Genomic DNA, 13,843 nt, shown 5'->3' with positions numbered 1-13,843 from the left:
GCGGTGCCCGCGTCCCCACTTCTCATCCCAGGGTCCCCATGGGCTCGACCTACCGGAACCTGATCGGCGGCGAGTGGTTTGCGCCCAGCACCCGGCGCTATCTCGAGAACCGCAACCCGGCCGACGCCGGCGACCTGATCGGCCGCTTCCCCGACTCGGGACCGGCCGACGTCGCGCGCGCGGTGGCGGCGGCCGCCCGCGCCTTCGAGGGCTGGCGGCGCGTGCCCGCGCCCGCCCGCGGCGACCTCCTGCGCCGCCTCGGCGACCTGCTCGCGCGCGACAAGGAGGCGCTGGCCCAGGGGATGTCCCGCGAGATGGGCAAGGTCCTCACCGAGACCCGTGGCGACGTGCAGGAAGGGATCGACACCGCCTATTACGCCGCCAGTGAGGGGCGCCGGCTCTTCGGTCGCACCGTGCCCTCGGAGCTCCGCGCCAAGTGGGCCATGAGCTGGCGCCGGCCCATCGGCGTCTGCGGCCTCATCACCCCGTTCAACTTTCCGCTCGCCATTCCCACCTGGAAGATGTTTCCTGCGCTGGTGTGCGGTAATACGGTGGTGCTCAAGCCGGCGGAGGACGTACCGTGGACCGCCCACCGCCTGGTGGAACTGGCGGAGGAGGCGGGGTTCCCGCCCGGCGTGATCAACCTGGTGCACGGCCGTGGCGAGACCGCAGGGCGGGCGCTGGTGGAGCACCCCGAGGTGCCGGTGCTCTCGTTCACCGGCTCCACCGCCACCGGCGCGGGCATCGGCGCGGCCGCCGGCCGCCTGCACAAGCGCCTGTCACTGGAGATGGGCGGCAAGAACGCCATGATCGTCCTGGACGACGCCGACCTGGACCTCGCGCTCGATGGCGTGCTGTGGGGCGCGTTCGGCACCACCGGCCAGCGCTGCACCGCCACCAGCCGCCTGCTGCTGCATCGGAAGATCCACGACCGGTTCCTGGCGCGGCTCGCCGAGCGCGCGGCCAAGCTCCGCCTCGGCGACGGCCGGAAGCCAGGGACCGAAATGGGGCCGCTGATCCACGAGGCTGCCCGCGCCAAGGTGGAGGCGTATGTGGCGGTGGGGCGGGGCGAGGGCGCGGAACTGGTCACCGGCGGGGCGCGGCCGCGGGGCGCCGCGCTGGCCCGGGGCTGGTTCTTCCAGCCCACGATCTTCGCCGGGGTCAGGCCGGGCTCGCGGCTGGAGCAGGAGGAGATCTTCGGCCCGGTGCTCAGCGTGCTGCGGATCGGCTCGCTCGATGAGGCCATCCGCGTCAGCAACGGGGTGCGCTACGGCCTCTCCAGCGCCGTCTACACCCGGGATGCCCAGGCCGCGTTCCAGGCGCTCGAACGGCTCGACAACGGCATCACCTACATCAATGCCCCGACGATCGGGGCCGAGGCGCACCTGCCGTTCGGGGGCGTGAAGCAGACCGGGAACGGGCACCGCGAGGGCGGGTGGGAGGTCTACGAGTTCTATTCGGAGACCAAGGTGGGCTACGTCGACTACTCCGGGGCGTTGCAGCGGGCACAGATCGACAACTATCGGGACGGCTAGGCCCCGGTGCGGTTGCCCCCCGCTTGCGCGGGTTTTTCAGGGCGGCTAAGGTTCCGGGAGAAGCTCCTCCTGCCTGTGGTGAGGCATCGTCCATGCGTCCAATGCGAGTAGGTACCGGCAAGCGCGGATCATCGTCATTCGACGAGGGCTCGCTCGACCAGTACCTGCGCGAAATCAGCCGGTATCCGCTGATCAATCAGGAGGAAGAGGTCCGCCTCGCCCAGTGCATCCGCGTCGGGGACGAGGAGGCGCTGGACAAGCTCGTCCGCAGCAACCTGCGCTTCGTGGTGTCGGTGGCCAAGAAGTACCAGAACCAGGGCGTCTCGCTCTCCGACCTGATCAACGAGGGCAACCTCGGCCTCATCCGCGCCGCCCACAAGTTCGACGAGACCAAGGGCATCAAGTTCATCAGCTACGCCGTCTGGTGGATCCGGCAGGCCATTCTGCAGGCCCTCGCCGAACAGAGCCGCATCGTCCGGGTGCCGCTCAACCGCGCCGGCACGCTGCACCGCATCGGCAAGCGCTCCTCCGCGCTGCTGCAGGAGCTCGGTCGCGAACCGACCCCCGCCGAGATCGCCGAGGGCATGGACATCACCATGGAGGAGGTCCAGAAGACACTCTCCATCTCGCAGAACCACCTCTCCCTTGACGCCCCGCTCACCCCCGGCGAGGACAACAAGCTCCTCGACTACCTTCCCGACACGCAGAACGCCGGCCCCGACAGCGAGACCTTCGAGAAGGCCCTCACCAACTCCATTGAGGAGGTGCTGGGCACCCTCAAGGAGCGTGAGGCCAAGATCCTGCGGCTCTACTTCGGCCTCGACGGCCCGGAGCCGATGACGCTCGAGGAGATCGGCAGCCTGCTCGGCATCACCCGCGAACGGGTCCGGCAGATCAAGGAAAAGGCGCTGACCCGGCTGCGCCACGTCAGCCGGGCCCGCGCCCTGGAGTCGTTCCTCACCTGAGCAGTGCCCCGCGGTCAACCTTCCCGCAGTATCCGCTCCACCTGCCCGAACTCGATCAGAAATGCATCATGCCCGTACGGGGTGCTGATCTCGGCATACCGTGCGTTCGCGCCGCCCGCCCGGTACCCCTCGACCCAGTCCCGTACCTCGGCCGGGTAGTACAGGATGTCGGTGTCGATCCCGACGCCGATCACCGCGCCCACCTGGCGCGCCGTTCGGGCGCCCGCCGCGGCCAGCTCACCCACGTCCTGGCTGTCCATGGCGTGCATCAGCGCCATGTAGCTCCGGGCGTCGAACCGGGCCACCAGCTTCTCGCCGTGGCGGCGCAGGTAATGCTCGACGTCAAAGCGCCCGGGGACCCGCGTCTGCTGCCGGCCGAAGCGGCCGGCGAACTCCACCTGTGACCGGTAGGTGATCATGGCGATGGCCCGGGCAGCGGCGAGGCCCGCGACCGGCCCCTGCCCGGCCGGGTACCGCCCCCCGGCCCACGCCGCGTCCGCCTCGATGGCCAGGCGCTGCGCGGCGTTCCAGGCGATCGCCTGGGCGGTGGCCACGGCGGGTGCGGCGAAGACCACCAGGCGCTCCACCGGGACGGGCGTGATCAGGCCCCACTGCAGCGCCACCATGCCACCCAGTGAACCTCCAGTGACCAGCGCCAGCCGTCGGATGCCCAGGGCCTCGAGCAGGGGCAGGTGGGCGCGCGCCAGGTCGGCGCTGGTCAGGGCGGGGAAGCTGCCATTGGAGACCTCGGCCGGCCCCGAGGAGCCGTAGCAGCTGCCCAGCAGGTTGGCCGCGAGGATCGGGTGCCGGCTGGTGTCGAGCGCGCGCCCCGGGCCGATCAGCGGCTCCCACCAGTCGTCGATCTCCGCGCTCCCGGTGAGCGCGTGGAAGACCAGGATCCAGCCGTGCGCGGCGCCGAGGGCCGGGTCGCCGATCACCCGGTACCGCAGCTGCGCGTCCCGGATGACGCCACCTTGGTCGGGACGGAAGTCGCCGAGGGAGAGCGTGGCGCGCTGGGTGGCGGGGCCGGCGAGCGCGGTCATGACGCGCGACGCACCGGGCTGGAACATCGCCGCTCGCCCTCGACCAGCACCCGATGCACCACGCGGAGGGCGAGCGTGGCCTGCGCCTCATTCACCAGCAGGCGCAGGCCCCCGGCAGCGGGCTGGCGGTCGAGCAGGAGCACTCCCTCCGCGACCAGGGCCTCCCGCAGGGCTTCGGCGGCCAGGACCACGTCCCGCGGATCCGCCGCGAGCGCCGTGATGGCGGTGACGCCCTCACCGGCCGGGGTGGAGGCCACCGCGCACAGGCCGGGAACCGACCCAACAGACCCGACCGTGCTGAGGGGCTGGTCGGATGCCAGCGAACAGAATTCGAGCGCCACGCCCCGCTCCTCGGCCAGGGCGGCGGCCTCGGCCTGGACGATGCGTGCCCCCGCCGCGGTGAGCGCCGTGAGGAACGCGTGCGGCGCCTCGGGAATGGGACGTGACTCCGGCACCAGCCTCGGGTCGGCGGTGCGCAGCCCCTCCGCGTCCTTTACGAACCGCACCCGGTTGCCCCCGAGTGCCGCGGCCAGCGCGATGGCGGACGTGTCGGTGCCGCCGCGCGCCAGCGTGGCCACCCGACCCCGGTGCCAGCCCTGGAACCCGGTGATGACCGGCACAATCCCGCGTGCAAGAATCTGCTGGATGCGTCGCGGCTGGATGTGCCGGATCCGCGCCCGGCCAAACCGGCCCGACGCGCGGACACCGGCTTCCCGTGCATCGAGTGACACGGCGGCCACCCCGAGGCGGTTGAGCGCCAGGGCGAGCAGGGAGGCCGCGACCACCTCGCCGGTGGCGACGACGCGATCCCGTTCCGCCGAGTCCTCCGGGAGGGGCGGCGCCGAGCCGTCCAGCCGCCGGGCCGCCGTGTCGACTTCGTCGGCGAGGCCCAGCAGGCGGTCGGTCACGCCCCGACGGGCGCTCGCCACCGCCACCACCGGGCCCCGCGCCGCGTGGCCCGCGATCCGGTGCGCCTCCGCGGCGATCCGCTCGGGGGAGGCCAGCGCATCGCCCCCGAGCTTGATGACGAGCGGGGTGGTCACCGGCCCGCCCCGGCCGCCCCGGCCGCCGTGGCCTTGCCGCCTGAGGCCGTGGCCGCCTCACCGCCGAGCGCCTGGTCCAGGTCGGCGATCAGGTCGCGGGCGTCCTCGAGCCCGGCCGAGATGCGGACCAGCTCGGGCACCACGCCGGTGGCCCGCTGCTGCTCGGGGGTGAGCTGCTCGTGCGTGGTCGAGGCCGGGTGGATGATCAGCGACTTGGCGTCGCCCACGTTGGCGAGCAGGGAGAACAGCTTGACCCGGTCGATCAGCGCCCGCGCGGCGGTGAGTCCGCCCTTCACCCCGAAGGTCAGCACCCCGCCGAAGCCCCCCTCGAGGTAGCGCGTGGCGTTCCTGTGCTCGGGATGCGAGGGCAGGCCCGGATACGACACCCACTCCACCCGCGGATCCTTCTGCAGCCAGGTGGCCAGGGCCAGCGCGTTGTCCGCGTGGCGCCGGATCCGCAGCGGCAGCGTCTCGAGCCCCTGCAGGAACAGGAAGGCGTTGAACGGCGAGAGGGCCGGGCCCAGGTCACGCAGCAGCTGGACGCGCAGCTTGATGATGAACGCCAGGTTGGCGAACGCCTGGGTGTAGACCAGCCCGTGATATGACGGGTCGGGTGCGGAGAACTCCGGGAAGCGGGCCCGGGCCTTGTCGCTGGTCCAGTCGAAGGTGCCGGCGTCGACCACCACCCCGCCGATGGAGGTCCCGTGCCCGCCGATCCACTTGGTGGCGGAGTGGACCACGATGTCGGCGCCGTACTTGATGGGGCGGCACAGGGTCGCGGCCCCGAAGGTGTTGTCCACCACCAGCGGGATCCCCGCCTGGTGCGCGATATCGGCCAGCGCGGTGAAGTCCGGGACGTCGAGGCGCGGGTTGCCGATGGTCTCCACGTAGAGGGCGCGGGTCCCGGCGTTGATGGCCTGGCGCACGGCGTCGAGATTGTGGATGTCCACGAAGGTCGTGGTGATGCCCCACTTGGGCAGGGTGTAGGCAAAGAGGTTGTAGGTCCCGCCGTAGAGCGTCTGGGACGAGACGATGTTGTCGCCGGCGCGCGCCAGGTTGAGGATCGTCAGGGTCTCCGCGGCCTGCCCGCTGGCCACGCCGAGCGCCGCGGCGCCGCCCTCGAGCTCGGCGATCCGCTTCTCGAAGACGTCGGTCGTCGGGTTCATGATCCGGGTGTAGATATTGCCGAACTCCCGGAGCCCGAACAGGTTGGCCGCGTGTTCGGTGCTGTTGAACACGTAGCTGGTGGTGGCGTAGATGGGCACGGCCCGCGAGTTGGTCGTCGGGTCGGGCACCTGGCCGGCGTGGATGGCGAGAGTGTCGGGATGGTACGTCATGATCGGGCTCCTCGTGGTCAACGGTGAAGGCTGGTTCGCGCATGCGAAACGGCCCGGTTCACGTTGGGTGAACCGGGCCGTCGGGGTCTCTGGAGTGAGCTGAAACTGCTCAGGTCATCGTTCCGAGACGCGCGCTGGCGCGGTCCACCCCGCGAGGGGTGCACATGCACACACAGCGACACATCTTGGGGCAGCGCGTCATGGCTCTGATGCGTTTCCCTCGAAGCGCGCGGTGGGTACAAGCACAAACCCCCGCGGCAACGAGCGCGGGGGTTGATGACCCTACCGGCGCTTTAGCTCTTTGGTTTGGGGCCGGAGCCCCGGGCGGTAGCAAGTTGCCTTAAATCCATCCGCCGGAAACCAACCTAGGAACTCGTACCGCATCCGTCAAGTAGGCCGCACGCCCTGGCCGGCCCGCACACGCCCGGTGCTACAGCTCGCCGAGGTCCTCGAGGTCCTCCACCGTGGTGTCGGCCTCGGTGGTCGGGTACATCGCGATGCAGATGTAGTTGGCGGGGTGCGCCCGGGCCCAGGCGCGGAACGCCAGCTGCTGCTGGAGCGCCGCCTCGAGCTCCGTGCGAGCCGCCTCGGAGACCGCCTCGAACCCCTCCCGCTTGTGCCGGTGCATCTCCTGGATGCTGGCCGAGAGCAGTGTGATGAGCAGGTCCCGGTTGATGCACAGCTCCACCGGCATCAGCATGTTGATGCCGCGGGGCAGGGGGTAGCCGCCGGTCTGGCGCTCCACCTTGGGCGCCTTCGGCTCCTCCGTGGCGGGGAGTTCGGGGTGCCAGTCGGTCATCAGGTGCCGAATGCGGTTCTTCATCGGGGGCGTCCGTAGTGGGAATCTCCTTTTATCCTCGGGCGGAGGCGGTGAAAACTTGAGGGTCCCGGCTTAGATTGAAAGTCCAAGTGGCATCAGCGGTTACACCAGACACCCGAGCCGGATCATGGCCAGCAACCCTTCGTTCGACGTCTCGACCGGTGCCGACCTCCAGGAGGTCGACAACGCGATCAACCAGGCGGTGAAGGAGGTCGCCCAGCGGTACGACTTCAAGGGCACCCACTGCACTATCGAGTTCGACCGGGAGAAGGCGGAGATCCGTCTGCATGCCGACGACGATTTCCGCATGGACCAGCTTCTCGACATCGTACAGACCAAGATGGTCAAGCGTGGGGTCCCGGTGAAAAATCTCAAGATCGGCGACCCGGTCGCCGCCACGGGGACGTCCGTTCGCCGGGTCATCGGCCTGACCCAAGGGATCGAGACCGACGTGGCCAAGAAGATCACCCGGGCCATCAAGGACCATGGGTTCAAGAAGGTCCAGCCCGCCATCCAGGGTGAGGAGATCCGGGTCACGGCCCCCTCCCGGGACGAGTTGCAGGCGGTGATCGCCTTCCTGCGGACCCAGGACTTCGGGATCGAGCTCAAGTTCGGGAACTACCGCGGTTGACCGTCCCGGTCGTCGCCCGCCGGCTTGGCGTACTGGCCCTCCTGGCCGGGGGGCTCGTGACCTGCGCCCCCCAGGAGGCTCCTGAGGCCGGCCCCGCTCCGGAGGGTCGGGCCCCGGAGATCCGCGTCGGCCTGGCCACGGGGGCAGCCCGGGTGACGTTCGCCGGGGACAGTGGACTGAGCTTTCTGGACGGCGAGGGGGCCGCCCTCGCCGCCGCCGAGCCAGGGAGCACCTGGCAGGCCCGCGCATCGGCGGATGGCTTCACGGTGGCCGGCCCCACCGGCTGGGCCATCAGCGGGCAGCCAGCCGTGACGGTGGTGCCGCGCCAGGACGGGGGGATCGTGCTGGTGAACGGGAAGGGGTACCGGGGAACCGTGCAGCTCTCCCGGGACCGCGCCGGCCTCACCGTCATCAACCGCGTCGGGATGGAGGACTATCTCACCGGGGTGCTTGGCGCCGAGATGGGCCGGCGCGACTCCGCCGAGGCGGCGGCCCTCGAGGCCCAGGCCATCGTGTCGCGGACCTTCGCCATCCGGAACCTGGGCAAGCGCGCCACCGAGGGGTTCGACCTGTACGCCACCGTGGCGGACCAGGTCTACGGAGGGGTGGGCGCCGAGTATCCGCTGGCCCGGTGGGCCGTCCAGGCCACCGCCGGCCAGATCGTCAGCTGGCAGGGCCTCCCGATCGATGCCTTCTTCTTCTCCACCTGCGGAGGCCGGACGGCCACGGGCACCGAGGTCTTTGCCGCGGCCGACCGGCCCTACCTCCAGTCGGTCGTGGACACGGATCCCGAGGGCCAGTCCTACTGCCGGATCTCCCCCCGCTATCGCTGGCGCGAGGAGTGGACCGGCGCGCAACTGGATGACGTGCTGCAACGGTCGCTCCCGCCCGCGGCGGCCGGCGTCCACGCCGCGGACGTGGCACCGGTCCAGGGGGTCAGCGTCACCCGTCGGACCGGCAGCGATCGCGTGGCCCGGCTCAGCCTGGCGATCCGCCGGGGCACGGTGACGGTCGAGGGACCGGCGGTGCGCCGTGTCCTGCGCCCGGTCGGCGAGGCCTCGCTCCGCAGCGCGGTGTTCCAGCTGATCGAGACGCGCGCCGGCGCCCGCCTGGCGAAGCTGGTGGCCGAAGGGGGCGGGGCCGGGCATGGGGTGGGGTTCTGCCAGTGGGGGGCGGTGGGGCGGGCGCGCGCGGGACAGGATGCGGTGACGATCCTCCGTGCCTACTTTCCGGGCACGGAATTGAGCCGGGCGTACTGAGGGCACTCTCGAGGAGCGTGCATGTCCGACACCCTGAAGCTGGCCATCATCGGCGCCGGCGCCATCACCCAGGTGGCCCACCTCCCCGTGCTCCGCAAGCTCAAGGGGGTGCAGATCGTGGGGATCTGCGATACCGACCTCCCCAAGGCCAAGGCCCTCGCCGACCGCTTCCAGGTCCGGGACGCCTTCAGTGACATCGAGGAGATCCTCGAATTCGAGCAGCTCGACGCGGTGGCCATCTGCACGCCCAATCACCTGCATGAGCCCCACGTCCAGGCCGCGCTCTCGCGCGGGGTGCACGTGCTGGTGGAGCGTCCGCTGGCGCTGAGCGCGGCCGGAGTGCAGAAGATCCTCCGCCTCGCGGAGAAGAAGAACCGCATCCTCCACGTCGGCATGAACCACCGATACCGGAGCGATGTCCAGATCGTCCGCAGCTATGTGCAGAGCGGGGAGCTGGGCAAGCTCGAGAGCATCCGCGGCAGCTGGCACGTCTTCCGGCCTTCCCGGGCCCAGCTCGGCTGGCGTCAGCGGCGGGAGGAGGCCGGGGGCGGCGCCATGCTCGACCTGGGCCACGCCATCCTCGACCTCGGCTTCTGGCTGGCCGGGAGCCCCACGCCGGTGCGGGTGAGCGCCAGCCTCACCGGCGGGGACGGAAACCGGGGCGTGGAGCAGTCGGGCAGCGCGTTCGTGGTGTGCGAAGGGGGCTTCTCGATGTTCCTGGACGTGACCTGGCACCACGTCGGAGAGGGCGAGCGCTTCGGCCTCGGGTTGCGCGGCAGCAAGGGCACCGCCGGCATCAACCCGTTCCATGTCTGGAAGGAACTGCACGGCGTGCCCACCGACGTGGCACCCACCGGGGCCATCGGTCGCGAGAACGCGTTCACCGCGTCCTATCGGGCGGAATGGGCTCACTTCCTGGCGGCGCTGCGCGGGGAGGCCAAGCCGTTCGACAACCAGGAGCAGCTGGTGCTGCACCGGGTGATCGACGCCATCTATGAGTCCGCAGCCAAGGGGAAGGACGTGGAGTTGTGATCGGCGACTCGGCACTGCAGCGGTTCGGACGGTCGGTTGCGCTCTGCGCACTGCTCGGATCAGCCGTGCCCGGACCCCTCGCAGCGCAGGGGCGAACCGCCCAATCCCCGAACCGTCCCGAACCCGGCGCGGAGCTCACCATCTCCGTGCTCACCATGGGCGTCGGGGCCGAGGTCTGGGAGCGATTCGGCCACAACGCCATCGTGGTGGAGGACCGCAGCCGCGGGACCAGCCTCGCCTACAACTACGGGATGTTCAGCTTCCGGCAGGAGAACTTCCTGCTCAAGTTCGTCCAGGGCCGGATGCTCTACTGGATGGCGGGGTACCCCACGGCGGACGACGTGCCGCGGTACATCGACCGGCGGCGCTCGGTGTGGCAACAGGAACTGAACCTCACCCCCGCCCAGCGCCTGGCCCTGCGCGACTTCCTCGAGTGGAATGCCCAGGACGAGCACAAGTTCTACCGCTACGACTACTACCTCGACAACTGCTCCACGCGGGTCCGCGACGCGCTCGACCGGGTGCTGGGCGGCGCCATCGAGCGCCAGTCCCGGATGCCGGGGCGGAGCTTCCGGTTCCATACCCAGCGCCTCAATACCCACAACCCGCTGCTCTACGCCGGCCTGATGCTGGCCCTCGGCGCGGGCGCCGACCAGCCCCGCACCCGCTGGGAGGAAATGTTCCTGCCGCTCAAGCTGCACGAGTACCTGCGCGAGATCCGGCTCCCGGACAGCGCCGGGGGATTCGTGCCGCTGGTCAAGTCGGAGCGGGTGCTGTACGAGAGCGCGGCCTACCCGGTGCGGGACGCGCCACCGGCCTGGTGGCCCGGCTTCCTGGCCCTTGGGGTGGCGCTGGGGGGACTGCTCGCCTGGACCGGCGTGCGCCATGGGCGGAGCGGGGCGGGGCGGACGGCGTTCGTGTTTCCCGCCACCACGGTGGCGCTCCTGCTCGGCCTGGGCGGGATGCTCCTCGCCGGTCTGTGGGCCTTCACGGACCATGTCATGGCGGCGCGCAACCAGAACGTCTTTCAGCTGAATGACCTGACCCTGGCCCTGGGGGTGCTGCTCCCCTGGGCACGGCCCTCGCGGCCCGGCGTGGTGCGCGCGGTGCGCCTGCTGGCCTGGCTGGTCGCGGGACTGTCGCTGGTGGGGGTGCTGCTCAAGCTCCTGCCGGTGTGGCCCCAGGTGAATGGGCAGGTGCTGGCCCTGCTGGTCCCGCTCAACCTCGGGCTGGTGGCCGGGGTGCTGGCCGCCACCCGGCCCGGCCCGCGGGCAGCCTGATCAGGGGCGGGGGATGGCCAGGCTGTCCCTTCGCCCCGCCTCGCTGGTTTCGTCCCAGGCCTTTGATTCCACGAAGATCCGGAACAGCTCGGCGTCCAGCTGGCCGCGCGTCACCTCGTCGGCCAGGATATCGAGCGCGCGGGTCACCGGCAGGGCGCGCTTGTAGGGCCGGTCCTGGGCGGTCAGGGCGTCGAAGATGTCGGCGATGGTCATCATCCGGGTCTGCAGCGGGATGGCCTCGCCCCGCACCTTCCGCGGGTAGCCGGTGCCGTCGAGCTTCTCGTGGTGCCCGCGCGCGATCTCCGGCACCCGCGAGAGCGCCTTGGTCCAGGGGATCTTCCGCAGGAAGTCGAAGGTGTGGCTCACGTGGCTCTCGATCTCGAGCCGCTCGCGCTCGTCGAGGCTGCCCTTCCGGATGGAGAGGTGCTTCTGCTCCGTGGCCAGGAGGAACGGCTGCGGCTGGCCCTCGATGTCCACGTACGCCATGGCCGCGAACTCCCCCAGCGCCGCGAAATCCCCCTCCGCCAGCACCGTCGGCTCGTTGGAGGTGAGCACCACCTGCAGGAACCGGTCGGCGGTGGCGAGCGCCTCCCGCTGCCGGGCCTCGAGTCCGGCCAGGAAGGCGTCGTACCCCTCCCGGCCGTGACGGGCCAGGTAGTCCGCCCGCTCCTTCTCGAAGGTCCACTCGGCACTGCGCCGCACGAAGGCGTGCCGCTGCCGGATGAGGGCGAGCTCCCCGTCGTAGAGCTTCTTGGCCTTGACCAGCACCTGCTCCCGGACGCCGACCTTGCCGAAGTCGTGCAGCAGGCCCGCGTAGCGCAGCTCGCGCAGCTGCTCCCGGGTGAAGCTCACCTGGGAGAACGGTCCGTCGCGCAGGTGGTCCACGGCGCGGGCCAGCGCCACCGTGCGGGTGGCGACCCGCTCGGAGTGGCCCGACGTGGTCGGGTCGCGCTGCTCGATGGCCAGCACCGCCGCCTTCACGAATCCCTCGAACAGCCGCTCGATCGACTCGTACAGCTGGCTGTTCTCGATCGAGACCGCCGCCTGGCCGGCCAGCGCCTTGACGATCTTCACCGTATGGGGGCTGTACGCGATCAGCTGGCGCGTGGCCTCCTCCGGCGTGGTCAGCCGGGCGGCGAAGTCGCGCTTGCGGTTGAGCAGCTGCAGGACCCCGATGACGTCGCCGTGGTGGTTCTGCATCGGGATGACCAGCATGCTCCGCGTGCGGTACCCGTACCGCTCGTCGAACGACCGGTTGAACGAGTACTCGACGTCCGGGGGCAGCATGTACACGTCCTCGATCGCCAGGGGCTCGCCCTCGGTGGCGGCGTACCCGGCCAGCGAGGCGTGGTCGATCGGGATGGTGAACTCGACGAACGGGATGTCCGGCCGGCTGTCGTTCTGGCTCAGCTTGAAGCGCAGGCGGCGGGTCCCGTGCTCGTCCGTCTCGACGATGTACAGGCTGCCGGCGTCCGACTGGCTCACCCGGCGCGCCTGGGTCAGGATCAGGTCGAGCAGGGTGTTGGTGTCCTTCTCGGTGGTGAGCAGCACCCCGATGTTGGCCAGCTCCGACAGCTCGTTGAGCCGGGCGGTGCTCTCGGCCCGGGCCCGGGCGTGGTCGCGGTGCGAGGCCGACACCCGGAAGGCGCTGCGCAGGGCCACCAGCAGCTGGCGCGGGCCCACCGGCGCCCGCAGGAAGCCGCTCAGCAGCTCCGCGGGGAGGTCTGCCGGGACATCGTCCTCGCCTGCCTCTCCCAGCGCCAGGACGGCCACGCCCTGGTCGCGGAGCGCGGTCAGGACCTGCGGCGTCACGTGGGCCCGCGCGGCCATGTCCAGCAGATAGGCGGTGGGACGGTCCTCCCCCCGCGCGTCGCCTGGCGTCTCCACCTCGCGCAGCTCCACCTGCTCGGTCTGCAGCGTGTGGGCCAGCATCCGGGGCGACCAGGTCGGCGGGTGGTAGAGCAGGAAGCTCACGGCGCCGCCTCCACGATCGAATCGCGGGGCAGGGCGTTCACCCCGGTGACCAGCCGGTGAGGCCGGCGGGTCACGGCGTCGATGAAGTGCTCGAGCTTGGCGCTCACCACGTACATGTTGGTGATCGTCCGCTTGAGGTCGGGGGTCAGCTCCCGGGTCAGCCCCGTCATGGTCGTGGTCAGGGTGTCGGCGTCGTTGAGCAGCTGCCGGGCATCGGAGAGGGTGGCCAGCAGCGAATCCTGCAGGGTGCCGACCCGCGCGTCGGAACTCGCGATCAGCGCGTTCGCGCTCGCGATGGCCGGCCGCAGTTCGTCCAGCGCCGCCTGCATCCGGGTCAGGGTGCCGCGCAGCTCGGGGGCGGTGGCATTGAGCTGGGTCTCGGCCGACTGCGCGGTCCGGTCCAGCGTGGCGAGCAGCTTCCGGGTGTCCCGGAGGATGTCGGAGACCTGGGTCTTGAGGCTGTCGGCCACTTCCTTGAGGGCATCGGTGGCGCTCTGCCTGAGGCCGGCGCGGATGGTGTCGCCGGGGGCCAGCGCCGCCGCGCGCTGGTTGGGCGGCACCAGGAGGGCCACCGAGGCCGCGCCGATCAGGCCGCTGGACGCGATCTCGGCCGAGGTGCCGAGCGGCAGCACGATCGGCACCCCGTTGGCGTAGCGCTCCCGCAGCCGGAGCGCCACCAGGAACTCGGGCGGGCCCATCGCGCCGCTGTCCACCAGGGGCGAGATCGCCGCCACCTCGCCGATCGCCAGGCCCTGGAGGTAGACCGGGGTGTCTTCCTTCAGGTCCTGCACCGACGGGCTCAGCATGAAAATGGTCACCCGTCGCTCGGTCCAGCCGCGGGTAACCACCACCGCGAGGACCACTACCAGGATGGCGCCGAGGACCAGGACGCCCACCAGCGCGTCGGCGGTACGGGTCCGCATG

12 protein-coding genes are annotated in these 13,843 nt (G+C 70.9%); 6 read left to right on the top strand and 6 right to left on the bottom strand.

All coding sequences use genetic code 11. The annotated features are described in order from the left end of the window. Positions 1 to 38 precede the first annotated feature (38 nt). The gene (locus IPJ95_13515; GenBank protein ID MBK7924622.1) at positions 39 to 1,535 is read left to right on the top strand and encodes an aldehyde dehydrogenase family protein; all 1,497 of its coding nucleotides are present in this window, start codon (positions 39 to 41) and stop codon (positions 1,533 to 1,535) included. 92 nt (positions 1,536 to 1,627) lie between these two features. Further along, on the top strand, positions 1,628 to 2,500 hold the full coding sequence (locus IPJ95_13510; protein MBK7924621.1) for a sigma-70 family RNA polymerase sigma factor: 873 nt from the start codon (positions 1,628 to 1,630) through the stop codon (positions 2,498 to 2,500). A 14-nt stretch (positions 2,501 to 2,514) separates the two neighbouring features. Here the strand turns inward: IPJ95_13510 and metX are convergent, their stop codons facing one another. The 4 genes from metX to IPJ95_13490 form a co-directional block, all read right to left on the bottom strand. Continuing rightward, entirely contained in the window at positions 2,515 to 3,543 is a 1,029-nt protein-coding gene (metX, locus tag IPJ95_13505) for a homoserine O-acetyltransferase (GenBank protein ID MBK7924620.1), read from the bottom strand. Then, entirely contained in the window at positions 3,540 to 4,586 is a 1,047-nt protein-coding gene (locus IPJ95_13500; protein ID MBK7924619.1) for a hypothetical protein, read from the bottom strand. Before IPJ95_13500 ends, metX begins: the two co-directional genes overlap by 4 nt. Then, positions 4,583 to 5,923: an O-acetylhomoserine aminocarboxypropyltransferase/cysteine synthase gene (locus IPJ95_13495; GenBank protein MBK7924618.1), complete on the bottom strand. Its 1,341-nt coding sequence runs from the start codon at positions 5,921 to 5,923 to the stop codon at positions 4,583 to 4,585. The genes IPJ95_13500 and IPJ95_13495 overlap by 4 nt, the downstream gene beginning before the upstream one ends. Positions 5,924 to 6,353: 430 nt before the next feature. Next, positions 6,354 to 6,746, bottom strand: coding sequence for a hypothetical protein (locus IPJ95_13490; GenBank protein ID MBK7924617.1), 393 nt, complete (start codon positions 6,744 to 6,746; stop codon positions 6,354 to 6,356). Positions 6,747 to 6,870: 124 nt separating this feature from the next. Here IPJ95_13490 and IPJ95_13485 point away from each other — a divergent pair, with 124 nt between their 5' ends. The 4 genes from IPJ95_13485 to IPJ95_13470 all read left to right on the top strand — a co-directional run bounded on the left by IPJ95_13485 (position 6,871) and on the right by IPJ95_13470 (position 10,945). Then, positions 6,871 to 7,374: a YajQ family cyclic di-GMP-binding protein gene (locus IPJ95_13485; GenBank protein ID MBK7924616.1), complete on the top strand. Its 504-nt coding sequence runs from the start codon at positions 6,871 to 6,873 to the stop codon at positions 7,372 to 7,374. Further along, complete coding sequence (locus IPJ95_13480; GenBank protein MBK7924615.1) at positions 7,371 to 8,633, top strand: SpoIID/LytB domain-containing protein; 1,263 nt, start codon at positions 7,371 to 7,373, stop codon at positions 8,631 to 8,633. Before IPJ95_13485 ends, IPJ95_13480 begins: the two co-directional genes overlap by 4 nt. A 21-nt stretch (positions 8,634 to 8,654) precedes the next feature. Continuing rightward, a complete protein-coding gene (locus IPJ95_13475) occupies positions 8,655 to 9,665 on the top strand; it encodes a Gfo/Idh/MocA family oxidoreductase (GenBank protein MBK7924614.1) in 1,011 nt (336 codons plus the stop codon). Between the two features lie 65 nt (positions 9,666 to 9,730). After that, positions 9,731 to 10,945, top strand: coding sequence for a DUF4105 domain-containing protein (locus IPJ95_13470; protein ID MBK7924613.1), 1,215 nt, complete (start codon positions 9,731 to 9,733; stop codon positions 10,943 to 10,945). Here the strand turns inward: IPJ95_13470 and IPJ95_13465 are convergent, their stop codons facing one another. Both IPJ95_13465 and IPJ95_13460 read right to left on the bottom strand, forming a co-directional pair. After that, positions 10,946 to 12,919, bottom strand: a complete 1,974-nt coding sequence (locus IPJ95_13465; GenBank protein ID MBK7924612.1) for a GAF domain-containing protein — start codon at positions 12,917 to 12,919, stop codon at positions 10,946 to 10,948. Continuing rightward, positions 12,916 to 13,842, bottom strand: coding sequence for an MCE family protein (locus IPJ95_13460; protein ID MBK7924611.1), 927 nt, complete (start codon positions 13,840 to 13,842; stop codon positions 12,916 to 12,918). Before IPJ95_13460 ends, IPJ95_13465 begins: the two co-directional genes overlap by 4 nt. Position 13,843: the final 1 nt, after the last annotated feature.

Source organism: Gemmatimonadota bacterium (assembly GCA_016713785.1).
In the GTDB taxonomy this organism is placed as follows: Bacteria; Gemmatimonadota; Gemmatimonadetes; order Gemmatimonadales; family GWC2-71-9; genus JADJOM01.
The sequence above is the reverse complement of the archived record's forward strand: the minus strand, read 5'-3'. Positions and strand labels throughout refer to the sequence as shown.